General features: G+C 65.2%; 23 protein-coding genes. 9 read left to right on the top strand and 14 right to left on the bottom strand.

All coding sequences use genetic code 11. The annotated features are described in order from the left end of the window. Positions 1-232: 232 nt before the first annotated feature. The 7 genes from adh to eno form a co-directional block, all read right to left on the bottom strand. Positions 233-1,750, bottom strand: coding sequence for an aldehyde dehydrogenase (adh, locus tag BRAD3257_RS19145; protein ID WP_122403101.1), 1,518 nt, complete (start codon positions 1,748-1,750; stop codon positions 233-235). A gap of 250 nt (positions 1,751-2,000) precedes the next feature. Then, positions 2,001-2,960 carry a helix-turn-helix domain-containing protein gene (locus BRAD3257_RS19140; protein WP_162500264.1) on the bottom strand — a complete coding sequence of 320 codons (960 nt, stop codon included), beginning with the start codon at positions 2,958-2,960 and terminating at the stop codon, positions 2,001-2,003. A 310-nt stretch (positions 2,961-3,270) separates the two neighbouring features. After that, complete coding sequence (locus BRAD3257_RS19135) at positions 3,271-3,588, bottom strand: FtsB family cell division protein (protein WP_122403099.1); 318 nt, start codon at positions 3,586-3,588, stop codon at positions 3,271-3,273. Between the two features lie 96 nt (positions 3,589-3,684). Beyond that, positions 3,685-4,236 (bottom strand): NADPH-dependent FMN reductase, encoded by a 552-nt coding sequence (locus tag BRAD3257_RS19130; RefSeq protein ID WP_122403098.1) that lies wholly within the window; start codon positions 4,234-4,236, stop codon positions 3,685-3,687. A 197-nt stretch (positions 4,237-4,433) separates the two neighbouring features. Then, positions 4,434-5,432: an MBL fold metallo-hydrolase gene (locus BRAD3257_RS19125; protein ID WP_122403097.1), complete on the bottom strand. Its 999-nt coding sequence runs from the start codon at positions 5,430-5,432 to the stop codon at positions 4,434-4,436. A 116-nt stretch (positions 5,433-5,548) separates the two neighbouring features. After that, complete coding sequence (locus tag BRAD3257_RS19120) at positions 5,549-6,682, bottom strand: zinc-binding dehydrogenase (protein WP_122403096.1); 1,134 nt, start codon at positions 6,680-6,682, stop codon at positions 5,549-5,551. A gap of 34 nt (positions 6,683-6,716) precedes the next feature. Further along, complete coding sequence (gene eno / locus BRAD3257_RS19115; RefSeq protein ID WP_122406648.1) at positions 6,717-8,000, bottom strand: phosphopyruvate hydratase; 1,284 nt, start codon at positions 7,998-8,000, stop codon at positions 6,717-6,719. A 174-nt stretch (positions 8,001-8,174) separates the two neighbouring features. On the opposite strand from eno, the gene BRAD3257_RS19110 reads away from it, so the two are divergent. Further along, entirely contained in the window at positions 8,175-9,152 is a 978-nt protein-coding gene (locus BRAD3257_RS19110; RefSeq protein WP_122403095.1) for a virginiamycin B lyase family protein, read from the top strand. Positions 9,153-9,191: 39 nt separating this feature from the next. Further along, complete coding sequence (queF, locus tag BRAD3257_RS19105; RefSeq protein WP_122403094.1) at positions 9,192-9,653, top strand: preQ(1) synthase; 462 nt, start codon at positions 9,192-9,194, stop codon at positions 9,651-9,653. A gap of 222 nt (positions 9,654-9,875) precedes the next feature. Here queF and BRAD3257_RS19100 read toward each other — a convergent pair whose 3' ends face one another. The 3 genes from BRAD3257_RS19100 to BRAD3257_RS19090 form a co-directional block, all read right to left on the bottom strand. Next, positions 9,876-11,081 (bottom strand): MFS transporter, encoded by a 1,206-nt coding sequence (locus tag BRAD3257_RS19100; protein ID WP_122403093.1) that lies wholly within the window; start codon positions 11,079-11,081, stop codon positions 9,876-9,878. Then, complete coding sequence (gene kdsA / locus BRAD3257_RS19095; RefSeq protein WP_122403092.1) at positions 11,081-11,929, bottom strand: 3-deoxy-8-phosphooctulonate synthase; 849 nt, start codon at positions 11,927-11,929, stop codon at positions 11,081-11,083. Before kdsA ends, BRAD3257_RS19100 begins: the two co-directional genes overlap by 1 nt. 116 nt (positions 11,930-12,045) lie before the next feature. After that, positions 12,046-12,372: an NIPSNAP family protein gene (locus BRAD3257_RS19090; protein ID WP_122403091.1), complete on the bottom strand. Its 327-nt coding sequence runs from the start codon at positions 12,370-12,372 to the stop codon at positions 12,046-12,048. 187 nt (positions 12,373-12,559) lie between these two features. Between BRAD3257_RS19090 and BRAD3257_RS19085 the strand changes: the two genes are divergently transcribed. From BRAD3257_RS19085 to BRAD3257_RS19075, 3 genes are all read left to right on the top strand, one after another. After that, complete coding sequence (locus BRAD3257_RS19085) at positions 12,560-13,234, top strand: response regulator (RefSeq protein WP_122403090.1); 675 nt, start codon at positions 12,560-12,562, stop codon at positions 13,232-13,234. Then, positions 13,231-14,607 (top strand): sensor histidine kinase, encoded by a 1,377-nt coding sequence (locus tag BRAD3257_RS19080; RefSeq protein ID WP_122403089.1) that lies wholly within the window; start codon positions 13,231-13,233, stop codon positions 14,605-14,607. Before BRAD3257_RS19085 ends, BRAD3257_RS19080 begins: the two co-directional genes overlap by 4 nt. A 112-nt stretch (positions 14,608-14,719) precedes the next feature. Next, on the top strand, positions 14,720-15,382 hold the full coding sequence (locus tag BRAD3257_RS19075) for a class I SAM-dependent methyltransferase (protein WP_162500263.1): 663 nt from the start codon (positions 14,720-14,722) through the stop codon (positions 15,380-15,382). A 4-nt stretch (positions 15,383-15,386) separates the two neighbouring features. On the opposite strand, the gene pyrG is transcribed toward BRAD3257_RS19075, so the two are convergent. From pyrG to tpiA, 3 genes are all read right to left on the bottom strand, one after another. Continuing rightward, a complete protein-coding gene (pyrG, locus tag BRAD3257_RS19070; RefSeq protein WP_122403087.1) occupies positions 15,387-17,018 on the bottom strand; it encodes a CTP synthase in 1,632 nt (543 codons plus the stop codon). A 166-nt stretch (positions 17,019-17,184) separates the two neighbouring features. Continuing rightward, positions 17,185-17,568, bottom strand: a complete 384-nt coding sequence (secG, locus tag BRAD3257_RS19065) for a preprotein translocase subunit SecG (protein ID WP_122403086.1) — start codon at positions 17,566-17,568, stop codon at positions 17,185-17,187. Between the two features lie 139 nt (positions 17,569-17,707). After that, complete coding sequence (gene tpiA / locus BRAD3257_RS19060; protein WP_122403085.1) at positions 17,708-18,463, bottom strand: triose-phosphate isomerase; 756 nt, start codon at positions 18,461-18,463, stop codon at positions 17,708-17,710. Between the two features lie 221 nt (positions 18,464-18,684). Between tpiA and BRAD3257_RS19055 the strand changes: the two genes are divergently transcribed. Genes BRAD3257_RS19055 through moaC form a run of 4 tightly spaced genes read left to right on the top strand, consistent with a single transcriptional unit; the run spans position 18,685 to position 22,972 of the window. Further along, positions 18,685-20,583 (top strand): SurA N-terminal domain-containing protein, encoded by a 1,899-nt coding sequence (locus tag BRAD3257_RS19055; protein WP_122403084.1) that lies wholly within the window; start codon positions 18,685-18,687, stop codon positions 20,581-20,583. 14 nt (positions 20,584-20,597) lie between these two features. Continuing rightward, positions 20,598-21,611 (top strand): anthranilate phosphoribosyltransferase, encoded by a 1,014-nt coding sequence (gene trpD / locus BRAD3257_RS19050; RefSeq protein ID WP_122403083.1) that lies wholly within the window; start codon positions 20,598-20,600, stop codon positions 21,609-21,611. Positions 21,612-21,618: 7 nt separating this feature from the next. Next, a complete protein-coding gene (gene trpC / locus BRAD3257_RS19045) occupies positions 21,619-22,440 on the top strand; it encodes an indole-3-glycerol phosphate synthase TrpC (RefSeq protein WP_122403082.1) in 822 nt (273 codons plus the stop codon). Between the two features lies 1 nt (position 22,441). Next, a complete protein-coding gene (moaC, locus tag BRAD3257_RS19040) occupies positions 22,442-22,972 on the top strand; it encodes a cyclic pyranopterin monophosphate synthase MoaC (RefSeq protein ID WP_122403081.1) in 531 nt (176 codons plus the stop codon). Here moaC and BRAD3257_RS39320 read toward each other — a convergent pair. Next, complete coding sequence (locus BRAD3257_RS39320) at positions 22,960-23,184, bottom strand: hypothetical protein (RefSeq protein ID WP_129145027.1); 225 nt, start codon at positions 23,182-23,184, stop codon at positions 22,960-22,962. The two genes, moaC and BRAD3257_RS39320, sit on opposite strands and share 13 nt — an antisense overlap. Between the last annotated feature and the right edge of the window lie 103 nt (positions 23,185-23,287).

Raw genomic sequence — 23,287 nt, 5'->3', positions numbered from 1 at the left:
CGGCATCGCACGACTTTCATTATGCCGCACTGCAACGTGATCGAAATAATGGAAAATCTTTGGCGCTGATCGGGCAACAAATCTATGCGCGCCAGGGTGCGCGTGCGGATTCGCCTCGATAGCGTCATGGCCGGGCTCGTCCCGGCCATCCACGCCTTGCCCCGCGGCACGAAGGACGTGGATGCCCGGGACAAGCCCGGGCACGACGGCCTCATGCGTGCGGCATTCCCGATCAGAAGAAGCCGAGCTTCTTCGGGCTGTAGCTGACCAGGAGGTTCTTGGTCTGCTGGTAGTGGTCGAGCATCATCTTGTGGGTCTCGCGCCCGACGCCCGACTGCTTGTAGCCGCCGAAGGCCGCATGCGCGGGATAGGCATGGTAGCAGTTGGTCCACACGCGACCCGCCTGGATCTCCCGGCCGAAGCGGTAGCAGCGATTGGCATCGCGGCTCCAGACGCCGGCTCCTAAGCCGTAGAGTGTGTCATTGGCGATCGCGAGTGCCTCCTCGTCGGTCTTGAAGGTCGTGACCGAAACCACGGGACCAAAGATCTCCTCCTGGAAGATGCGCATCTTGTTGTGGCCCTCGAACACGGTCGGCTGAACGTAGAAGCCGCCGGCGAGATCGCCGCCGAGCTGGGTGCGTCCGCCACCGGCGAGCACCTTGGCGCCCTCCTGCTTGCCGATGTCGATATAGGAGAGGATCTTGGATAGCTGCTCGCTAGACGCCTGGGCGCCGATCATGGTGGTGGCATCGCGCGGATCGCCCTGCTTGATCGCGGCGACGCGCTTCAGCGCCCGCTCCATGAAGCGGTCATAGATGTCGGCGTGGACCAGCGCCCGGCTCGGACAGGTGCAGACCTCGCCCTGGTTCAGCGCGAACATGACGAAGCCTTCGATCGCCTTGTCGAAGAAGTCGTCGTCTTCCGCCGTGACGTCCTTGAAGAAGATGTTCGGCGATTTGCCGCCGAGCTCCAGCGTGACCGGAATGAGGTTCTGGCTGGCGTATTGCATGATCAGCCGGCCCGTCGTGGTCTCGCCGGTGAACGCGATCTTGGCGATGCGCGGGCTGGACGCCAGCGGCTTGCCGGCCTCGAGGCCAAAACCGTTGACGATGTTGAGCACGCCAGGCGGCAGCAGGTCGGCGATGATCTCGGCCCAGACCATGATCGAGGCCGGGGTCTGCTCGGCGGGCTTGAGCACGACGCAATTGCCGGCAGCGAGCGCCGGCGCGAGCTTCCAGCAGGCCATCAGCAGCGGGAAGTTCCAGGGAATGATCTGGCCGACCACGCCGAGCGGCTCGTGGAAATGATAGGCGATGGTGTCGTGGTCGATCTCGCCGATCGAGCCTTCCTGGGCGCGCACGACGCCCGCGAAATAGCGGAAATGATCGATCGCGAGCGGCAGGTCGGCGGCGCGGGTCTCGCGGATCGGCTTGCCGTTGTCCCAGGTCTCGGCGATGGCGAGACGCTCGAGATTGTCCTCCATCCGGTCGGCGATCTTGTTCAGGATCGCGGCGCGCTCGGCGACGCTGGTGCGGCCCCAGGCGGCCTTGGCGGCATGCGCCGCATCGAGCGCCGCCTCGACGTCCTGCGCGTCGGAGCGCGCGATCTTGCAAACGACCTGGCCGGTCAGCGGCGAGGCGTTGTCGAAATACTTGCCCGAGATCGGCGCGACGAATTTACCGCCGATGAAATTGTCGTAGCGTTCGGCAAAGGGAACTTTGGTGACGCCGAGGAATTCCACCTTGTTCATTGATCACTCCCGATGTTTGCTGTTTGCGCTTGTCGTCGCGTGACCCGCGACTTGCGCCGACGATGATGCGGGAGGCGTTCTCTGTCAGCCCGGGCGGACGCGATCGCGGAGCGGACCTGTCGCAGTTCTGCGACAGTGATGGGCTAGGCATCACCATCGTGTCCCGGACGCGCTGCGCTGCGTCCGGGGCACGAGACCTGCGTTTCGAGCCACCGGCTCGACACCGCAATGGCGGCTGAGAAGCAGCGGCTCAGTGGTTCAGCTCGAACCGCTTCAGCTTCCGGTGCAATGTGGCGCGGCTGACGCCGAGAGCCTTGGCGGCTGCCGAGACATTGCCGCCGGCGCGGAGCAGTGCACGCTGCAACACCGCGCGCTGGCCGCCGGCAAGGTGATCGTGCGCGGTATCGCCGCCGAGCAGGTCGGCGGCAGGCATCGGCTGCAAGGCCCGGCCGGGGGCAATTCCGAGCGCCACCCGGGCGGAGCGGGTCGCGCCGATCACGAGATCATCCGCATCGACCGCAACGAGACCGCCGCAACTTCCGTCCGCAGCTTGCGTCAGCACGATGCGGGCATGGGCAAAGGCCTTTCGAAACAGATCGGCCTCGATACGCTTGGCCGCCTCGCCTGCCGCGAGCGCGATCAGGCTGGCGAAGGCGTCGGTGCGGTCGGCGCGGCAGGAGGACACGTCGAGCACGCCTGCGAGTGCCGCCTCATGGTCGTAGATCGGAACGGCGGTGCAGCTCAGAAGCGTATTGCGGGCAAAGAAATGCTGGTCGCGATCGATCGTCAGCGGACGCTGCTCGACGAGGCAGGTGCCGATGCCATTGGTACCCTCGTGCTCCTCGCTCCAGAGCGCACCGATCCACAGCCCCCAAGATTGAAACGTCGCGTCGTCCGCCACCGTGCCGCGGCGATCGACCGGCACGCCATCGCGGTCGGCGAGCAGCACGCAGCAGCCCGCGGCGCCGACCGCCTGATAAAGCCGGTCCATCGCGCCTTGCGCGGCGGCCAGAAGCGGCGCGATGCGCTCGCGCGCCTGGCGCAGCTCGGCTTCGGTCAGCCGCATCGGCGCGGTGCGGCCGCCCGGATCAAGATGATGCAATCTGGAGGAACGGCACCACGAGGCCACGAGCGCGGACCGAGCCGCCTGGCCAGACGCGATGGCGGCCTCGACGCGGGCCGCGTGATGCCGGGGCATTGACCCATTCATCACTGTTTCCTCCGGATGGCAGTCTAGAACGTGCCGGTGCTGCCCGGTTGATCCGCGTCAACTTCGGCAGACGCCACAGAAGCCATGTGCCAGCGACCGTGCTGCCGTCAAGGCGTCCGCCCGGTTCCGGGCTTACGACCTTCGCAGGAGCAAAGAGCACGGGATCGGTTCAGCGGCTTTCGGTGGCGGTTTCGAAAGCTGCGGATACGCTAAAACATGATCAGGAAAAGTGCGAAGCGGTTTTCCGGAAAGATCATGCGTAAACAACAAGCTAAAGCGCGATGACGATTCATCCAAATCTCGTCGCGCTTTAGTTCGCCGGGATCATCCGAACGAGATCGCGCGGATTGACATAGTCGAGCTGGAAGCGCGCCCGCTCGTCCAGCATGTCCGGGTCGATCTTCTCGGACCGCAGCAGCGACACCCGCTGCTCGCTCCTGGCGCGCTCACGCTTGAGCTGGGCCAGCTCGCTGGTCAGTGCGATGATCTCCTGATCGAGCTCCTGGCGGGCGTTGAGGCCGTATTTGCCGGTATAGGCGTTGACGCCGAAATAGCCGACGATCGCCGCCGCCATCGCATAGAGGGCAAGACCGGTCAGGATCGATTTCAGGCGGGCGCGGGAGACCATCCCGGGAAGATGGGACAGGTTGGTTAAGGGAGTGCTAATTGCCCCAAGAACGTGGACGGCCGGGACAAGCCCGGCCTTGACGGAGAGAGTGAGTGCTCAGCCCTGATTCTTCGCCACATGCGCGGCGAAAGCATCGATGTACTGCTGCAGCACGGTCTTGAGGGAATCCTTGGTCAGGTTGCCGTCCGCATCGAAGGCGTCGCCGACGCCGTTGAGATAGATTTCCGGCTGCTGGAGAACCGGACCGGAGATGCCCGGCAGGATGTTCTGCAGATGCTTGGCCGCGCTGACGCCGCCGAGTGGCCCCGGCGAGTTGGAGATGATGCCGACCGGCTTGCCGAGCAACGAGCTCTTGCCATAGGGCCGCGAGGCGACGTCGATGGCGTTCTTGAGAGCGCCCGGGATCGAGCGGTTGTACTCGGGTGTGACGAACAGGACGCCGTTCGACTTCTGGAGCTTCTCGCGGAATGCGAGCCAGTCCGCGGGCGGCGCGCCCTCGAGGTCCTGGTTGAAGAACGAGATGCCCGCCGGCGTGATCACCTCGAGCTTGAGCGAGCCAGGCGCGAGCTTGGCGAGCGCATTGGCGATCTTGAGCGAGAAACCGTCCTTGCGCAGGCTGCCGGCGATCGTGACGATGTTGTAGGCCATTGAGTGTCCTTGAGAGCTTGAGCGGGAATGCCGCGAAAGCACTTAAATCATCAGGGCCAATAGATGCAAGTGCATGAACTGGCTTGATTTGGAAACGCTGTGTTTCTGGAAATTGGTCCCCATTCCGGCGGAAGCGATCCGAAGCAATCGGGCCGCCAAGCGGCGGCCCGACCTTTCGCACCAGGGTTCAACCGCGGTCAGATCGTCGGATTCCACGCCGACGGGATCAGGCGATATTTGGCGCCGTCCTTCTCGACATGGCCGACCGATGGGAAGGTGAAGTGGAAGCCGATCACGGTGGCCTTCTCCGCCGCCGCCATGTCGTAGAACTTGTGGCGCGTCGCCTGCGCCAGCGCGGGATCGGTGTCGAACATCACGTGCCAGTCCGGATTGCGCAGGAAGAATTCCGGGATGTTGGTGACGTCGGACTGAATCAGCACCTTGGCATCGCCAGATGCGACCGCGAAGGAGGTGTGGCCGGGCGTGTGACCCGGCGTCGCGATCGAGGTGATGCCGGGCGCGACCTCCTTGCCCCACTCGTACTTGGTGACCTTGGATTCAAGGCCGGCAAAGGTCTTCTTCACGTTGGCGAAGTAGTTCTTCATCATCGGATTGGACTCGGCCTTGGCGGCGTTGTCCTCGCTGGTCCAGAACTCCCAGTCCTTGCCCGGCACCATGATCTCCGCATTCGGGAAGGCCAGCCCGCCGTCGGCCAAACGGATGCCGTTGGTGTGGTCAGGGTGCAGATGCGACAGCAGCACGATATCGACGTTCTTGGGGTCGACACCGGCGGCCTGCAGGTTTTGCAGCGTGCGGCCGACCGCACCCTTGCTCGGCTCGAGATTGGCGACGCCGTTGCCGGTATCGATCAGCACCAACTTGGAGCCGGTGTTGACGAGCTGCGGGTTGAACGGCACCGTGACCATGCCCTTCGGCATGTAGGCCGCCTCGCCGGCTGCTGCGGCTTCTTCCTTCGGCACGTTGACGACGAACTTGTCCGGCATCGGGAAGGTGCGCGCGCCGTCGTTGATCGAAGTGCATTCGAAGCTGCCAACCTTGTAGCGGTAGAAGCCCGGGGCCTGCGTGCCGGCTTGCGGCACTGCGGCATTGGCAACGGTTGGGCGAAGCCCGGTCACGGCAGCCGCACCCATGGCGGCGGCGCCTGCGAGCAGGTGACGACGATTGAGATCGGTCATGGAAATGTCCCTTCTGAGCGCCTAGCGGTTTTCCGCTTCAAATGGCGGCGGAATAATCTCCCGCCTCGCTCAGAAGGCAAGACTTTCCTTCGGTGACGTGCCGTCGCCCGTCACCATTATTTGTTTGGGTTGATGAGGAATTTTTCGCCGGTGGCGCGTTTGGCGTACACCGCGACGTTGGCGAGATCGAGCGCCTCGGCAAGCGAGACCACCTTGGTGTAGTGGCTGGCGAACGTGGTCTTCAGCTCGGACGCCACGCGCTGGCGCAGGCGGCCCACCTCGGCCGGACCGATCTTCTGAAGAAACGGCGTGAGCAGCCAGCCGCCCACGCCCCAGCTCAGCCCGAACGAGCGGCTCAGCTCCGTCGGGCGCGTGTCGAGGCTGCCATAGATGTAGACCTGCTTGTACACGTTGGAGCCGTATCGGCTGTATTCCTTCGCAGTCTTGTTGGCTGCAATTTCCATCGCGGTCAGGATCTGGCCCGCCAGCTTGCCGCCGCCGATGGCATCGAAGGCGATGGTGGCGCCGGTCTCGACAAGTGCATTGGTGAGATCGTCCATGAAACCAGGCGCGCTGGAATCCACGACATATTTGGCGCCGATCTTATGCAGGATGTCGGCCTGCTCCTTGCTCCTGACGATGTTGACGAGGCCGATGCCGTCCTTGATGCAGATCTTGTTGAGCATCTGGCCGAGATTGGAGGCGGCGGCCGTGTGCACGAGCGCCTTGTGGTTCTCCCGCCGCATCGTCTCGGTCATGCCGAGCGCAGTCAGCGGATTGACGAACCAGGACGCACCGTCCACGGCCGTGGTGCCCGCCGGCAGCTCCATGACATCGCGGACCTTGAGCACGCGATATTGCGTGTACATCGCACCGCCGATCATCGACACCGTCTTGCCCATCAGCGCTTTCGCGGCATCGGACGATCCGGTCTGGATCACCGTACCGGCGCCCTCGTTGCCGACCGGCAATGACTGATCGAACCTGGCCGCCATCATCCGCATCGCCGCCTCCGGCATCTTGGCGGTGATGACCGGCATCTCCTTCGTGCCGGAGGCCTGGGCGGCCGACATGTCGGCCGGCCCGATCAGAAGTCCGAGATCTGAGGGGTTGATCGGGGAGGCTTCGACGCGAACCACGACCTCATCGTCGGCCGGCTCCGGCGTCGGGACATTCACGAGAGACAATTCCAGCTCGCCACTCTTTTTGAGCAGCGAACGCAACTGCAGTCCGGTCTTGCCGTCGCTCATGTCGATCCTCCCCTGTCCGTGTTGAAGCGCCGGCTTATGCCAGCGCCTTCAGTGCCGTCTTGCCGCCGTAGAGCGCCTGCTTGCCGAGCTGCTGCTCGATGCGCAGGAGCTGGTTGTATTTGGCGGTGCGGTCGGCGCGCGCAAGGGAGCCGGTCTTGATCTGACCGCAATTGGTGGCGACTGCGAGGTCGGCGATGGTGGAATCCTCGGTCTCGCCGGAGCGGTGCGACATCACCGAGGTGTAGCCGGCCTTGTGCGCCATTTCGACGGCGGCCAGCGTCTCGGTCAGCGTGCCGATCTGGTTGACCTTGATCAGGATCGAGTTGGCGCGCCCGGCCTTGATGCCTTCGGCGAGGCGCTTGACGTTGGTGACGAACAGGTCGTCGCCGACCAGCTGGCACTTCTTGCCGATGAGGTCGGTAAGCTCCTTCCAGCCGTCCATATCGTCTTCCGACATGCCGTCCTCGATGGTCACGATCGGATAGCGCGCGACCAAGTCTGCAAGATACTTCGCCTGCTCCGAGATCGAACGAGTCTTGCCCTCACCTTCATAGGCATACTTGCCGTCCTTGAAGAACTCGGTCGAGGCGCAGTCGAGGCCGAGCACGATGTCGGAGCCCGCCTTGAAGCCGGCCTTGCCGATCGCGTTCATGACGAAGTCGAGCGCGGCGTCGGCCGACGGCAGGTTCGGGGCAAAGCCGCCCTCGTCGCCGACATTGGTGTTGTGGCCGGCCTTCTTCAATTCGGACTTCAGCGTGTGGAACACCTCCGCGCCGTAACGCAGGCCTTCGGCGAAAGAGGATGCGCCGACCGGAAGGATCATGAACTCCTGGAAGTCGATCGGATTGTCGGCATGCACGCCGCCATTGATGATGTTCATCATCGGCACCGGCAGGAGGCGCGCCGAGGTGCCGCCGACATAACGGTAGAGCGGCATGTCGAGCGAGTTCGCGGCCGCCTTGGCGCAGGCGAGCGAGACGCCGAGGATGGCGTTGGCGCCCAGCCGGCTCTTGTTCGGCGTGCCGTCGAGGTCGATCATGATCTGGTCGATCTGGGCCTGCTGCTCGACATCGAGGCCACTCAGGGCCTCGAAGATCTCCCCGTTGACGGCGCCGACCGCCTTGGTCACGCCCTTGCCGAGATAGCGGGCCTTGTCGCCGTCGCGCAGTTCCACCGCCTCGTGCGCGCCGGTGGAGGCGCCGGACGGCACCGCGGCGCGGCCGAGCGCACCATCCTCCAGCACGACATCGACCTCGACGGTGGGATTGCCCCGGCTATCGAGAATTTCGCGGCCGATGATGTCGATGATGGCGGTCATGATGTCCACTTCCGTTCGTTAGGGCTGATCGGTGCCGCGGGTCTTACACGGGCTGCAAGCAAATGTGAACGCTTGGACGAGCCTCCTCGACTGACGCGTGAAGCGGCTCAGCTTATGCTCGACCGCATCTGGTCCGCGCGTCCAACCTCAATCTGAAACAGTCGGGGTAACGCCATGAATCGCCGCCAGTTTCTTGCTTCGAGTGCCGCCCTGCTCGCGATCCGCCCAGGTTTTGCGCAGGAAGCCCCGTTCCGAACAAAATATTATCCTATCAGCCCCGGCATCGGCCTGCACGATCTCACGCCCGCCCCTGACGGCACGGTTTGGTTCACGGCGCAGGGCAAGGGCCTGCTCGGCAGGCTCGATCCGCGAGATGGCAGTTTCAAGACGGTCAGCCTCGGCCAGGGCGCTGCCCCGCACGGCGTAACCATCGGGCCCGACGGCGCACCCTGGATTACCGAAGGCGGCCAAAACGCGATCGCGCGGGTCGACCCCGGCGATCTCAAGGTGACGCTGTTTCGCCTCCCGGAAAAGTTCGCGTCCGCCAATCTCAACACCGGCGTGTTCGACAAGGACGGCACCTACTGGTTCACCGGACAGTCCGGCTATTACGGGCGGCTTGCGCCGAAATCCGGCGAGATGACGGTGTTCAAGGCGCCAAAGGGGATCGGACCCTATGGCATCACCGTGACGCCCAAGGGCGACATCTGGTACGCCTCGCTTGCCGGCAGCTACATCGCCAAGATCGATCTTGCGACCGGCAGCGCCGGCGTCGTGCAGCCGCCGACGCCGAATGCGGGCTCACGGCGCGTCTGGTCGGATTCAAGGAGCCGGATCTGGGTCAGCGAGTGGAACAGCGGGCATGTCTCGGTGCACGATCCCGCCGACGGCTCGTGGAAGACATGGAAGCTGCCGGGCGAACGCCCCCGCGCCTACGCTGTCTTTGTCGACGACAAGGACAAGGTCTGGCTGACGGATTTTTCCGCCAACGCCATCGTGCGCTTCGATCCCGCTACTGAAAAGTTCAACGTCTTCGCCAGCGACAAGCCCAACGCCAATGTGCGCCAGCTGGACGGCCGTCCGGGCGAGCTTTGGGGCTGCGAGTCCGGCAACGACCGCATCGTGCTGATCCAGACGATTGCCGCCGGTTGACGGCAGCGGCATTTGCGTCCATCCCGGCATCCGCAAAGGATGACGATGATGGCGAAAAAATCCCTCCAGCTCGGCCGCGCGGTCGAGTGGCCGCACACACCGGAAGAAGCCCAGCTCGACCGCGTGCCCAATCCGCAAAAGGGCACCGATTACCTGGTGCGCTTCACGGTGCCGGAATTCACCTCGCTCTGCCCGGTCACGGGCCAGCCGGATTTCGCGCATCTGATGATCGACTACGCGCCGGGCGCGTGGCTGCTGGAATCGAAATCGCTCAAGCTCTACATCGCGAGCTTTCGCAATCACGGCGCCTTCCACGAAGACTGCACCGTGATGATCGGCAAGCGCATCGCCTCGGAGATCAAGCCGAAATGGCTGCGCATCGGCGGCTATTGGTATCCGCGTGGCGGCATCCCGATCGACGTGTTCTGGCAGACCGGCCGCGTGCCGAAGGGCCTGTGGGTGCCCGAGCAAGGCGTCGCGCCTTATCGCGGGCGGGGCTAAAGCGCGATGAGATTTGGATGAATCGTCATCGCGCTTTAGCTTGTTGTTTACGCATGATCTTTCCGGAAAACCGCTTCGCACTTTTCCGGATCATGCTTTAGCCTCTCTTGTCCGGGACGCTGCACAGCGTGAAGCACTGCTCCGCTGAGCCGGGCCCAGTGCCGTTATGGACCCCGGATCAGCGGCGCGCTGCACTGCATCCGGGGAACGAGCATCCATGCCTCAGCGCGCGTCGGACGGCGCCCGCTGCTTCAGCAGCCGGGCGCAGACGAAGCCCAGCACCACCATGATCCCTGCGCTCGCGAACAGGGTCGGCATCTTGCCGGCGTGCTGAAGGCCGAAGCCATAGGCGAGTGGCCCCACGGTCTGGCCCATGAAGAAGAAGAACGAATGCAGCGACATCGCGGTGGCGCGAGCCTCGACCGAGAGCTCGCTGGCGAAGACCTGAAGACAGCCATGCGCGATGTAGAAGCCCCATCCCATCACGATGAGATTCAGCGCCTGCACTTCCCAGCGTAGGCCGAAAGCGACGGCTATGAGCTGCGAGGCGACCAGCGTCATGCCGGCGATCATCATGCCCTTCATACCGAGCCGCGGCAGCAGCCGTGACACCGTCAGCGTGTAGAACAGGCCGCCGACCGCAAAGCCGGCGATGACGATGCCGGCGATCGAGAGCGAGGTCTGACCGAGCTCGAACAGGAACGAGGCGATGTAGGGAAACAGGCCGAGCACGCAGCAGCCTTCGATGAACACCGCCGAATAGCAGACATAGGCGTTCGGATTGGTGAAGATGGTGCGGTAGCCGGCCTTGAGCGCCGAAAGGCTCGTCTTCGGCGGATGCTCGACCTTGGCGCCGTGGAAGCCGGCCGCAACGGCGATCGAGGCGACGATCACGAGCGCACCCAGCACCGCGAGCACGCCGCGCCAGCCGAGGAAATCGCCGATCAGGCCGGAGGCCGAGGCGCCCAGCAGATTTCCAGTCATGGCGCCTGCCAGCGTGCGGCTGATCGCGACCTGGCGTTTTTCGGGCCCGACGAGATCGCTGGTGAGGCTGAGCGCCACCGGAAACACGCCTCCGGAGCCGATGCCCGCGAGGATGCGGGTGACGAACAGCAATGAGAACGAGCTTGAGAGCGCACCCAGGATGTTGGCAAGGCCGAGCAGCGCGAGGCAACCGATCATCAGCCGCGTCTTGCCGAACAGGTCGGCGGCGGCGCCGATGATCGGCTGGATGATGGAGAAGGTGAAGGCGAACACCGCGGCAAAGCCGGCGGCGGTCGCGATGCTCACGCTAAAATCCTCGGCGACGTGCGGCAGCACCGGATCGAGCGCGCGTGCCGACAGCGCCGCGGCGAAGCTTGCGCCTGAGATGACGTAGAGTGCTGTCGGCAAGCCGGGATCGTGCGGCCGCGCCTCGCCTTGCTGCATCAGCGCGGATTCTTTGCGAGCGCGTCGAACGCCATCAGCCTGGCGATCAGTCCCTCGAATTCGCGCAGCGGCACCATGTTGGGTCCGTCCGAGGGCGCGTGATCAGGGTCAGGATGGGTCTCGATGAAGACGCCGGCGACGCCGACCGCGACAGCCGCGCGCGCCAGCACGGGCACGAATTCGCGCTCGCCGCCAGACGAGGTCCCTTTCCCGCCCGGCTGCTGCACCGAATGGGTGGCGTCGAAGATCACGGGCGCGCCGGTGGTGCGCGCCAAGATCGGCAGTGCGCGCATGTCGGAGACCAGCGTATTGTAGCCGAATGAGGCACCGCGCTCGGTGACGAGCACGTTGGGATTGCCAGCGCTCGTGAGCTTGGTGACGACATTGGCCATGTCCCAGGGAGCCAGGAACTGGCCCTTCTTGACGTTGACGACCTTGCCGGTTGCGGCCGCCGCCAAAAGGAGATCGGTCTGCCGGCACAGGAAGGCCGGGATCTGCAAGACGTCCACCGCCTGCGCCACGTCTGCGCATTGCGCGGCTTCGTGCACGTCGGTCAGCACCGGCAAACCGAACGAGGATCGGATCTCCGCGAAGATCGGCAGCGACTGCGCTAAGCCCAAGCCGCGCGCTGCAGCCGCGCTGGTGCGGTTGGCCTTGTCGAACGAGGTTTTGTAGACGAGGCCGATGTTCAGCCGCGCGGCGATCTCCTTCAGCGCGGACGCGACCTCCAGCGCATGCTGGCGGCTCTCGAGCTGGCACGGCCCGGCAATCACCGAGATCGGCAGATCATTGCCGAATTTGACCGTGCCAATGGTGACGACCGGCGCCGCTGAATTTGAAGAGCTCAAGGCAAATCCCTCATTTCGGCGCGACCATAGCCGCCATGAGGGTCGGATCAACCCTCTTCCGCCCGGGCCGCTCGAATATCAGGGTTGCGCCATGGTTCCCGCCGCGCCAGTGATCGCTACTTCACCGCCGAGAAGGCGGTCGGCGCCAGGATCTGGCTGACGATGTTGCCCACGATCTGGCCGTCCGCTTCCGATTTCGCCCGCGCCTCGAGCCAGTCCGGGTCGGTCATGAACGCGCCCCACTTCTTCTCGCGCTCGGCGAGCGAGTCCCAGGCCAGGAAATAGGTCAGCTCCTGGTTGGATTCACCGATCAGCGTCGTGAAGAAGCCGGCCTGCTTGATGCCGTGCTTCTCCCAGATCTTCAGCGTGGCGGTCTCGAACCGCTTCAAGAGCGCCGGCAGGCGACCGGGGACGCAGCGGTAGACGCGCATTTCGTAGATCATTCACGGCCTCCCTGAACAGGTCCGGCGGTTATAGCGGTTGGTCCCGACGGTGTCTTGAGCCCTGCCCGTCCGCCCCTGTGGCGTTCTGCGCATGGCTTGAGCTTCCGCCGCAGGGCCGGACTCCCGCAATGCTGCCGCAATGATCGGGCCGCTACAAAGGCGTCAGATGCGGTTCAGGTGCCCTTACATGCGGATTTTGCTGGTCGAGGATGAAGCGGAAATGGCCGGCGCGCTGGCTTCGGCGCTGAAGCGCTATGACATGGTGGTGGATCATGCTCCGACGCTCGCCGAGGCGGAGGAAGCCATTTCCGCCGACGTCCATGCCGCCGTCCTGCTCGACCGCCAGCTTCCTGACGGCGATGGCCTCGCCTTGATCCCCAAGCTCCGCGCGCGTGCCGACGGCGTGCCCATCATCGTCCTGACTGCGCGCGGGGAGCTCGCCGACCGCATCGCCGGCCTCGACGGCGGCGCCGATGACTATCTGGCAAAACCGTTTGCAGTCGAGGAGCTGCTGGCGCGGCTGCGTGCAGTGCTGCGGCGGCCTGCGGGCCTCTCCCCCGAAATCATCCGTGCCGGCCGCCTCGCGTTCGATGTCGGCCATCGCGAAGCCAGCATCGACGGCGAGCCGTTCGAGTTGCCCCGCCGCGAGCTCCTGGTGCTCGAAGCGTTGCTTCGCCGCATGGGCCGGACCGTGCTGCGCTCGGCGCTGGAAGAGGCGGTCTACAATTTCGACGACGAGATCCAGTCCAACGCACTCGACACGCATGTCTCGCGGCTGCGGCGAAAGCTCGCGGAAGCCGACGCGGGTATCGAGATCCACGGCATTCGCGGCGTCGGCTATCTCCTCAAGAAGTTGCCATGAGCAAACACGACGATCCCTATTGCCTACGCTCGCGGCTGAGCTGGCGCCTGCTCTCGCTTCAGGCGGTCATCCTCGTCGCGCTGCTTGCAGTCGTTCTCACCGGGCTTTGCGCCTCCGGCTTCGTGCTGGCGCCGCGCGATGAGGACCGCGTCATCGATGTCGTCCAGCGTGCGCTCACGCGCGATGCGCAAGGTGGATTGGCCTTGCGGCCAACGGCCGAACTGCAGCAGTTGCGCAGCGAGACACCCGACCTCTGGTTCCTGGTACGCGACCGGGAGGGACGCTCCCTCACCGAAGGCGCCGTGCCGGCCGAATTCGCCGCGATCGGCGGAGGTCTCGACCGGATCAGCCAGGCGCGGCTCGGTTGGCAGTTGTTCGAGGACGATCCGCGCAAGCCGGCGGCGCGCATGAAGCGGGTCGACACTGATGCGGGCAACGTGCAGGTCATCACGGCGACACAAGGACGCCTGACCGGCGCCAAGGCGCTGTTCATGACGTCCCTTGCGTTCCTCGGCATCGCCCTGCCCGGCCTGCTCCTGATGGGAACGGCGACGTTCATCGCGACGCCGATGATCGTGCGGCGCGCCTTCGGAGGACTCGATATCGCGGCGGACGAGGCGCGGCGCATCGACATCCACCAACGCGGCGCGCGGCTCCCGGTGGAGCGGATTCCGCTCGAAGTCGTGCCCCTCGTGACCGCGATCAACGACGCGCTGGCCCGGCTCGACCAGGGCTATGCCCGCCACAAGCGCTTCGTCGCGGACGCCGCACATGAGCTGCGCACGCCGATCGCAATCCTGAACACGCGCCTGGAGTCACTTGCCCCTGGGCCGGACAAGAATCGCCTGCTGGAGGATGCGGCGCGGCTGGCGACTCTTGCCGAGCAATTGCTCGATATCCAGCGGCTCGACCGCTGCGGCCATCCCTTCACGCGCGTCAATCTGGTTGCCGTTGCGCAAAGCGTCGCCGCCGACCTAGCGCCGCTGGCGATTGCCGCCGGCTACGAGCTGGCGCTCGATGCGCCCTCGACACCGGTCGAGACGATCGGCGATGCGGCGGCCCTGGAGCGCGCACTGACCAATCTCGTGCAGAATGCGATCCAGCACGGTCCTCGCCGCGGCACGATCGGGATTCGCGTCGGCAGGCCCGCAAATATCGAGGTCACCGATGAAGGCGCCGGCATTCCCGCCGATCAGCGCGAGCAGATCTTCGAGCCGTTCTATCGGCTCGCGCCGCTCGATCGCGGTGCCGGCCTCGGCCTCAACATGGTGCGCGAGATCGTGCAGCTGCATGGCGGCCACGTTTCGGTGCCGGACGGAGCGGAGGGCGGCGCCTGTTTCCGGATGACGTTGCCGCCGGTCCGACAGAGTTGATTCAATCCGCATGCGCCTCTAGCGGCGCAATGCTGTCGCAATGCGCCTCCGCAACACTGCATCCGTCTCACCTGTGATCTCAGCAGGTGCAAACCAAGATGCCGGAGTGCGCATGCCCAACGATTTCCTTTCCTTCTTCCTGTCCTGGATGTCGTCCCCGCGTCGGGTCGGCGCTGTCGCACCATCGAGTGCGGCGCTCGCCGATCTCATCACGCGCGAGATCAGCGCATCGACGGGGCCGATTCTCGAGCTTGGGCCCGGCACCGGCGCCTTCACCTACAAGCTGCTCAAACGCGGCGTGCGGCCGCAGGATCTCACGCTGGTCGAATACGGCTCCGACTTCATGAAGCTCCTGCAACTGCGCTTTCCCGGCGCACGCGTGCTGTGGATGGACGCGGCGCGGCTGACGACCGACCGCCTCTATGACGGCGCCCCCGTCGGCGCGGTCGTGAGCGGCCTGCCGCTGCTCAACATGAGCAGGCGCAAGGTCATCTCGATCCTCAGCGGCGCGTTCAGCTATGTCCGCCCCGGCGGCGCCTTCTACCAGTTCACCTATGGCATGAGCTGCCCGGTACCGCGGCCCGTGCTCGACCGGCTGGGCCTGCGCGCAAGGCTGGTGGATCGCGCCTTGCTGAACGTGCCGCCCGCGGCCGTCTACAGGCTGACGCGGCGACCACAGATGAAGCTGATCACGGGATCGGTTGCGCCTGAACCGTCAGCGCGGGCCCCGTTGGGGCCGATGCATCACGCGCGCGACTATTCCGCCGCGCGCTGAGCCGTCAGACCAGCCGCGACTGCACCACCGCCGCCTGAATGAACGAGGCGAACAGCGGATGCGGCTCGAAGGGGCGCGACTTCAGCTCGGGATGGAACTGGACCCCGATGAACCAGGGATGATCCTCGTACTCGACGATTTCAGGCAGCACGCCGTCGGGCGACAGGCCCGAGAATTTCAGCCCGTGCTGCTCGAGGCGATCCTTGTAGGCGGTGTTGACTTCGTAGCGATGGCGGTGACGCTCGGAGATCTCGGTCGCGCCGCCATAGACCTGCGAGACGCGGCTGCCGCGGTTGAGCGTTGCCGGATAGGCGCCGAGGCGCATCGTGCCGCCGAGGTCGCCGGCCTGCGAGCGCTTCTCGAGCTCGTTGCCGCGCAGCCATTCCGTCATCAGACCGACCAAGGGTTCCTTGGTCGGGCCGAACTCGGTGGAGTTGGCGTCCTCGATGCCGACGAGGTTTCGCGCAGCCTCGATCACCGCCATCTGCATGCCGAAGCAGATGCCGAAATACGGCACGTCGCGCTCACGCGCGAACTGCGCCGCCTTGATCTTGCCTTCGGCGCCGCGCTGACCGAAACCGCCGGGCACCAGGATGCCGTTGACGTGCTCGAGGAACGGCGCCGGATCTTCCTTTTCGAAGATCTCGCTCTCGATCCAGTCGAGGTTGACCTTCACCTTGTTGGCGATGCCGCCATGCGAGAGCGCCTCGATCAGCGACTTATACGCATCCTTCATGCCGGTGTATTTGCCGACGATGGCGATGGTGACGTTGCCCTCGGGGTTGCGGATGCGCTCGTTGATCTCTTGCCAGCTGCGCAGCTCCGGCGGAATCCGCGAGGCGATGCCGAAGGCGGCGAGCACTTCATCGTCGAGGCCCGCATTGTGATAGGCCTCGGGCACCGCATAGATGTTGTCGACGTCGCGCGCCTCGATCACGGCGCTTTCGCGCACGTTGCAGAACAGCCCGAGCTTGCGCCGTTCTTCCTTCGGGATCGCGCGATCGGTGCGGCAGAGCAGGATGTCCGGCTGGATGCCGATCGAGCGCAGCTCCTTGACCGAGTGCTGTGTCGGCTTGGTCTTCAATTCGCCGGCGCTCGGAATGTAGGGCAGCAGCGTCAGATGGATGTAGACGGCGTGATCGCGCGGCAGCTCGTTCTTGAGCTGGCGGATCGCCTCGAAGAACGGCAGGCCCTCGATGTCACCGACGGTGCCGCCGATCTCCACCAGCACGAAGTCGTAGCCGTCATTGCCGTCGAGGACGAATTCCTTGATCGCGTTGGTGACGTGCGGAACCACCTGGATGGTCGCGCCGAGATAATCGCCGCGGCGCTCCTTGGTGATGATGTCCTGGTAGATGCGCCCGGTGGTGATGTTGTCGGCCTTGGTCGCCGGCCGGCCGGTGAAGCGCTCGTAGTGACCGAGATCGAGGTCGGTCTCCGCGCCGTCGTCGGTCACGAACACTTCGCCGTGCTGATACGGCGACATCGTTCCGGGATCGAGGTTGAGATAGGGGTCGAGCTTGCGGAGGCGAACCTTGTAGCCCCGGGCCTGCAACAGAGCACCCAGTGCCGCCGAAGCCAGACCCTTGCCGAGCGAGGAAACCACGCCGCCGGTGATGAATATGTACCGCGCCATGGGACTTAACCTCTAATCCCTCGAATTCGATTCGCCAAAGCGATTCGTATTCCGCCCCAAAGATTTTGCGGGCCTGTGGGTGAGCCAAAACTAAGAGTGGTGACAGTGCCTTGATGGGGATTTTTGATGCAGGACGGTAGCGGCCGCCCTGCATGGCCCCCCTGCTTTATTGCGAGCGCGGTACCTGCGGGCCGCTCGGGGCCGGGGCCTGCTGCTGCTCGTCGGCCTTCTTGAGCGAATCCAGGATGCCGCCCGAGGTTGGCGGCGCGACCGGCGAACCACCGGTTGGCTGGGTCTGCGCCGGCTGGCCGATGATCGACGACGGCTTGCGGTCGTAGCCCGCATACCAGGACAGGAACAGGCTGGTGAGGAAGAACCCGACGGCCAGGATCGCGGTGGTCCGCGTCAGAAGGTTCGCCGTGCCGCGGCTCGACATGAAGCCCGCGCCGCCGCCCATGCCGAGGCCGCCGCCTTCCGACTTCTGGAGCAGCACGGCACCGATCATGACAGCGACGATCATGAGGTGAATGACGATGACAACGGTCTGCATGATATCCTTCCGTCACAAGCGGGCGGCGCCTGACGGCGGCCGATCGCGCTTCGCGGGTTTTCCTGAAGTTGCGCGGTGTTACACGATCGGGAGGGGTATTGCCACCCCCGATCGGGTCGGGATCAACGCATTGGATTAGCTAGGGACAGCCTTTGGCGATCGCAAGGAAATCGGCCGCCTTCAGGCTGGCGCCACCGACCAGCGCGCCGTTGACGTTTTTCACCGCCATCAGCTCGGCCGCATTCGAGGGCTTGACCGAGCCGCCATAGAGGATTCGCATCTTCGCTCCCTCGGCTTTGAACCGGGAGATCAGGAGTTCCCGGATAAAGCCATGAATCTGCTCGACATCCTTGGCTGTGGGGGTCAGCCCGGTGCCGATCGCCCAGACCGGCTCATAGGCCACGACCAGATTGGCTGCGGTCGAGCTGTCAGGCAGAGAACCGTCAAGCTGGCCGCGCACGATGTCCAGGGTCTGGCCGGCGTCCCGCTGGCCTTGCGTCTCGCCGATGCAGACGATCGCCGTCGCCCCGGCGCGCCAGGCGGCCTCGGCCTTCTGCCGGATCAGCGCATCCCCCTCGCCGTGGTCGGCGCGGCGCTCGGAATGGCCGACGATGATGGCGGTTGCGCCCGCATCCACCAGCATTTCGGCGGCAACATCGCCGGTATGGGCACCTGAGGCCTTGGGGTGGCAATCCTGCGCTCCCACCGCGACCTTCCTGCCACGTGCCCTCTCGGCGAACGCCGCAACGAGGGTCCCCGGCGGGCAAACCAACAAGTCGGCCTTGCCGGCCACGTCTGCCGCACCGTCGAGCATGGCGTCGAATTCGGCAGCCTGGGCCTTCAGGCCGTTCATTTTCCAATTGCCGGCGATCAGCGGTCGGATGGCGTCGGTCATGTCAATGTCCAGCAAAATGAGGTTTGTGCATGCGCTAGCAGAGCTGTCGCGGCAGTTCCAGACCTAGAGGCCTTTAACCGCAGGTCTCAAGGGGGACCCGTGGCAAGGTTGCGGGGGGAAAGCCGCCACTTTATGATGATCTATCAATTTGGTGACGCGCTTTTGCGGAATCTGCATTAAGACGCGCTCCCGTTCCCTCCTGACCAGACAAGTTGGACCAAATGCTCCGAGGAATGCGCAAGGCCTCATCGAACTGGCTCGGCAAGACCATTATGGCCGTGGTGATGGGCGTGTTGATCATCAGTTTCGGCATTTGGGGCATCGCCGACATCTTCCGCGGCTTCGGGCAGTCCACGGTCGCCAAGATCGGCCACACCGAGATTTCGCTGAACGAGTTCCGGCAGATCTACACCGACCGCCTGCAGCAGATCAGCCGCCAGTTCGGCCGTCCGCTGACGCCGGACCAGGCGCGGGCCTTCGGCCTCGACCGCCAGGTCCTCCAGCAGACCATCGCGGAAGCCGCCCTCGACGAAGAGGCGCGCCGGCTCGGGCTCGGCCAGTCCGATGACCAGATCCGCCAAGTCATCATGAACGATCCCAACTTCAAGGGCGTCGGCGGCAACTTCGATGCGAACCGCTTCCAGGCCGTGATCCGCAATTTTGGCTACACCGAACCGCGTTATGTCGCCGAGCAGCGCAAGGTGTCGCTTCGCCGCCAGATCACCGGCACGATCGGCGCGGGCATCGAGCCGCCGAAGGCAATGATCGACGTCCTGACGCGGTACCAGAACGAGCAGCGTACCATTGAATTCGTCAAGCTCGACGCTGCACAGGCAGGCACCATCGAGGCGCCCTCGCCCGAAGCCCTGGCCACCTATTTCGAGGATCACAAGGTCCAGTTCCGCGCGCCCGAATACCGCAAGATCGCCTTCGTCGTGATCTCACCGGAAGAGATCGGCAAGTGGACCGAGGTTTCCGACGAGGACGCCAAGAAGGTATTCGAGCAGCGCAAGGACCGGCTTGGCACGCCGGAGAAGCGACAGATCCAGCAGATCGTGTTTCCGAACGTTGCCGAAGCGCAAGCCGCACGCGAGCGCCTCGTCGGCGGGACGTCGTTCGAGGATCTCGGCAAGGAACGCGGGCTGAGCGCCTCCGACGTCGACCTTGGCCTCGTCACCAAGTCTTCGCTCGACCCCGCGGTTGGCGATGCCGCCTTCACGCTTCCGGCCGGTGAGATCAGCCAACCGATCCAGGGCGCTCTCGGCACGTCCATCGTCAGGGTCGACAAGATCGAGCCGGGCAAGGAGGCGGACTACGCCAGCCTCGCCGGCGACATCAAGCGCGAGATCGCGACCGAGCGCGCGCGCGTCAAGGTCGCCGATCTCCGCGACAAGATGGAAGACGAGCGCGGCGGCGGCGCCAGCGTGATCGACGCGGCACAGAAGCTCGGCCTCACCGCCGTGACCATCGACGCCGTCGACCGCTCCGGCCGCGCCCCGAACGGCCAACCGGTCGCCAACATCCCGCAGGGTCTCGACGTGGTGTCGCAGGCCTTCAACACCGATGTCGGCGTCGACAACGACCCGATCTCCTTCAAGGGCGGCTATGTCTGGTACGACGTGCTCGCCATCACGCCCTCGCGCGACCGCAATCTCGACGAGGTCCGCGACCAGGTCGAGGCACGCTGGCGCCAGGACCAGATCGCGACCAAGCTGAAGGCCACGGCGACCGAGATGGTGCAGAAGCTCGAAGCGGGCGGCAAGCTCGCGGATGAAGCGGCAGCGGCCGGCGCCAAGGTCGAGACCGCGACCGGCTTCAAGCGCGACGATACGCCCGCCGGCGTGCCCGCCACCATCGTGTCGGCCGCGTTCCGTGCCGCCAAGGACGGCGTCGGACAGACGCCCGTGAGCGGCGGCAGCGAGGTGATCGTCTTCCGCGTCACCGACATCGTCGACCCCGCGGTCGACTTTGCCTCCGATGCTGTCAAGAAGCTGAAGGAGAGCCTCGACCGGGCCCAGACCGAGGAGCAGGTCGCATCCTACGTCAACAAGCTTGAAACCGACATCGGGACCACCATTAATCAGGCCGCCTTCGCGCAGGTGACCGGCGCGAACCAGTGAGTTGAAAGCACGCGATGGACGACCTGAAATCTATCATTGGAAAAGTGGCGACCGGCGCCAGCCTGTCGCGTGACGAAGCCGCTTCCGCCTTCGATGCCATGATGAGTGGCGAGGCTACGCCCTCGCAGATGGGCGGCCTCTTGATGGCGCTGCGGGTGCGCGGCGAGACCGTGGACGAGATCACCGGCGCTGTTGCGGCGATGCGCTCCAAGATGCTGACCGTGACGGCGCCGTCCGACGCCGTCGACATCGTCGGCACCGGCGGCGACGGCTCCGGCTCGGTCAACGTCTCGACCTGCGCCGCCTTCATCGTCTCGGGCGCCGGCGTGCCGGTGGCCAAGCACGGCAACCGCGCGCTGTCCTCGCGCTCGGGCGCCGCCGACGTGCTGGCATCGCTTGGGGTGAAGATCGATCTCAAGCCGGAGCAGGTCGGACGCTGCGTGCGCGAATGCGGCATCGGCTTCATGTTCGCCCCCGCCCACCATCCCGCCATGAAGAACGTCGGCCCGACCCGGGTCGAGCTCGCGACCCGCACGATCTTCAACCTGCTTGGGCCCCTGTCCAACCCGGCCGGCGTGAAGCGACAGATGGTCGGCGTGTTTTCAAGGCAATGGGTGCAGCCGCTGGCGCAGGTGCTCAAGAACCTCGGCTCGGAATCCGCCTGGGTGGTGCACGGCTCCGACGGTCTGGACGAGATCACCCTCACCGGCCCGACCTTCGTCTCCGCGCTCCACAATGGCGAGATCCGGAATTTCGAGGTGACGCCGGAGGAAGCCGGGCTCTCGCGTTGCGAGGCCGGTGCGCTCAGGGGCGGCGACGCCGACGCCAATGCGATCGCATTGCAAAGCGTGCTCGACGGCAAGCCGAGCCCCTATCGCGACGTGGCGCTGATCAACGCCGCCGCCGCACTGGTCGTGGCCGGCCGCGCCAAGGACCTCAAGGAAGGCATCGCGATCGGCGCCGCCTCCATCGACAGCGGCGCGGCCAACGCGAAGCTGAAGCACCTGGTCACGGTCTCCAACGGCTGAATTGCGCATGTCCGACATCCTGACCAAGATCGAGACCTACAAGCGCGAGGAGATCGCGGCAGCGAAGCGGACGCGTCCGCTCTCCGCCGTGGAGGCGCAAGCCAAGGCCGCCTCTGCGCCGCGTGGTTTCCTGCGAGCGATCAAGAGCAAGCATGCCGATGGCGACTATGCGTTGATCGCCGAGATCAAGAAGGCCTCGCCCTCCAAGGGTCTCATTCGCGCCGATTTCGACCCGCCGGCACTCGCAAAAGCCTATGAGGCGGGTGGCGCAGCCTGCCTTTCGGTGCTGACCGACACGCCGTCGTTCCAGGGCCATCTCGACTTCATGGTGGCGGCGCGCGCGGCAACGTCACTGCCGGTGCTGCGCAAGGATTTCATGTTCGATACCTATCAGGTGGTCGAGGCGCGCGCGCACGGCGCCGACTGCATCCTGATCATCATGGCGGCGCTCGATGATGCCGCTGCCAGGGATATCGAAGAGGCTGCCATCGCCTATGGCATGGACGTGCTGATCGAGATCCACGACCGCGCCGAGCTCGACCGGGCGCTGAAGCTGCGGTCGCCGATGATCGGCGTCAACAACCGCAATCTGCGCACCTTCGAGACCACGCTCGCGACCAGCGAGGCCCTGGCGCCGCTCATCCCCGGCGACCGGCTGATGGTCGGCGAGAGCGGCATCTTCACGCCCGAAGATCTCGCCCGGCTCGAGCGCGTCGGCATGTCGACCTTCCTGGTCGGCGAGAGCCTGATGCGGCAGGCCGACGTCACCGCGGCGACGCGCGCGCTGCTCGCGCGCGAGACGACGGCGCGCGCGACGGGCACGCGCTGACATGGCGCGCAAGCCAGCCAAGAAGCCAGGCACGACGAGGACGGCCAAATCCAACGCCGGTCCCGCGCTCACCCATATCGGCGCCTCCGGCGAGGCGCGGATGGTCGACGTCTCGGACAAGCCCGCGACCGAGCGGCTTGCGGTCGCGGAAGGCCGCGTCGTCATGACCAAGGCAACGCTCGACCTGATCGTTTCCGGCAATGCCAAGAAGGGTGACGTGCTCGGCACCGCGCGCATCGCCGGCATCATGGCCGCCAAGCGCACTTCCGAGCTGATCCCGCTCTGCCATCCCCTCGCGCTGTCGAAGGTGACGGTCGACATCGAGCCGGACGCAAAACTGCCGGGCTGCCTCGTTCGCGCCAGCGTGAAGGTCACGGGCCCGACCGGCGTCGAGATGGAGGCCCTGACCGCAGTCTCGGTTGCCTGCCTGACCATCTACGACATGATCAAGGCGGTCGAACGCGGCGTGCACATAGAAGGCATCCATCTCGTCGAGAAGCTCGGCGGCAAGTCGGGCCATTATCGCGTCTGATCGCAGGCGGCAAGCGCATCCTCGCGCGCTGCCGACAGCAGCGCGCCGCGCCCGGCGCGTGCCGCCACCCGCAATGGAAACGGCGCGAGCGCGTCATTGAGCGCGCACGTGAGATGGTTAAGCACCGGTTGCGTTGCGACGACCGGCAGGGATCGAGACCACGGCACACTCGGGGAATTGCTGCATCTCGCCGTGCCGCGCATCGTTTGCATGTGCGCGCGCCTTCATCCTGCGTTAACCACGCTTCCTAACTTTACCTCCACGCCGTTCCCGTAAACCAACGGATGTGCCCGGGCTCAAGAATTGATCCTGGCG

The sequence above is a fragment of the Bradyrhizobium vignae genome, from assembly GCF_900324035.1.
GTDB classification, from domain to species: domain Bacteria; phylum Pseudomonadota; class Alphaproteobacteria; order Rhizobiales; family Xanthobacteraceae; genus Bradyrhizobium; species Bradyrhizobium vignae.
This window is presented reverse-complemented; position numbering and strand designations above follow the sequence as displayed.

Bases quoted from the DNA above. Each gene is read 5' to 3' on its own strand.
- BRAD3257_RS19090 (WP_122403091.1), bottom strand. From the start codon at position 12,372: ATGATCTACGAAATGCGCGTCTACCGCTGCGTCCCCGGTCGCCTGCCG.
- BRAD3257_RS19085 (WP_122403090.1), top strand. From the start codon at position 12,560: ATGCGGATTTTGCTGGTCGAGGATGAAGCGGAAATGGCCGGCGCGCTG.
- BRAD3257_RS19055 (WP_122403084.1), top strand. From the start codon at position 18,685: ATGCTCCGAGGAATGCGCAAGGCCTCATCGAACTGGCTCGGCAAGACC.
- BRAD3257_RS19135 (WP_122403099.1), bottom strand. From the start codon at position 3,588: ATGGTCTCCCGCGCCCGCCTGAAATCGATCCTGACCGGTCTTGCCCTC.
- adh (WP_122403101.1), bottom strand. From the start codon at position 1,750: ATGAACAAGGTGGAATTCCTCGGCGTCACCAAAGTTCCCTTTGCCGAA.
- secG (WP_122403086.1), bottom strand. From the start codon at position 17,568: ATGCAGACCGTTGTCATCGTCATTCACCTCATGATCGTCGCTGTCATG.
- BRAD3257_RS39320 (WP_129145027.1), bottom strand. From the start codon at position 23,184: ATGCAAACGATGCGCGGCACGGCGAGATGCAGCAATTCCCCGAGTGTG.
- BRAD3257_RS19080 (WP_122403089.1), top strand. From the start codon at position 13,231: ATGAGCAAACACGACGATCCCTATTGCCTACGCTCGCGGCTGAGCTGG.
- trpD (WP_122403083.1), top strand. From the start codon at position 20,598: ATGGACGACCTGAAATCTATCATTGGAAAAGTGGCGACCGGCGCCAGC.
- BRAD3257_RS19130 (WP_122403098.1), bottom strand. From the start codon at position 4,236: ATGGCCTACAACATCGTCACGATCGCCGGCAGCCTGCGCAAGGACGGT.
- BRAD3257_RS19120 (WP_122403096.1), bottom strand. From the start codon at position 6,682: ATGAGCGACGGCAAGACCGGACTGCAGTTGCGTTCGCTGCTCAAAAAG.
- trpC (WP_122403082.1), top strand. From the start codon at position 21,619: ATGTCCGACATCCTGACCAAGATCGAGACCTACAAGCGCGAGGAGATC.
- BRAD3257_RS19075 (WP_162500263.1), top strand. From the start codon at position 14,720: ATGCCCAACGATTTCCTTTCCTTCTTCCTGTCCTGGATGTCGTCCCCG.
- BRAD3257_RS19125 (WP_122403097.1), bottom strand. From the start codon at position 5,432: ATGACCGATCTCAATCGTCGTCACCTGCTCGCAGGCGCCGCCGCCATG.
- tpiA (WP_122403085.1), bottom strand. From the start codon at position 18,463: ATGACCGACGCCATCCGACCGCTGATCGCCGGCAATTGGAAAATGAAC.
- BRAD3257_RS19100 (WP_122403093.1), bottom strand. From the start codon at position 11,081: ATGCAGCAAGGCGAGGCGCGGCCGCACGATCCCGGCTTGCCGACAGCA.
- queF (WP_122403094.1), top strand. From the start codon at position 9,192: ATGACGATGATGGCGAAAAAATCCCTCCAGCTCGGCCGCGCGGTCGAG.
- pyrG (WP_122403087.1), bottom strand. From the start codon at position 17,018: ATGGCGCGGTACATATTCATCACCGGCGGCGTGGTTTCCTCGCTCGGC.
- BRAD3257_RS19140 (WP_162500264.1), bottom strand. From the start codon at position 2,960: ATGAATGGGTCAATGCCCCGGCATCACGCGGCCCGCGTCGAGGCCGCC.
- eno (WP_122406648.1), bottom strand. From the start codon at position 8,000: ATGACCGCCATCATCGACATCATCGGCCGCGAAATTCTCGATAGCCGG.
- moaC (WP_122403081.1), top strand. From the start codon at position 22,442: ATGGCGCGCAAGCCAGCCAAGAAGCCAGGCACGACGAGGACGGCCAAA.
- BRAD3257_RS19110 (WP_122403095.1), top strand. From the start codon at position 8,175: ATGAATCGCCGCCAGTTTCTTGCTTCGAGTGCCGCCCTGCTCGCGATC.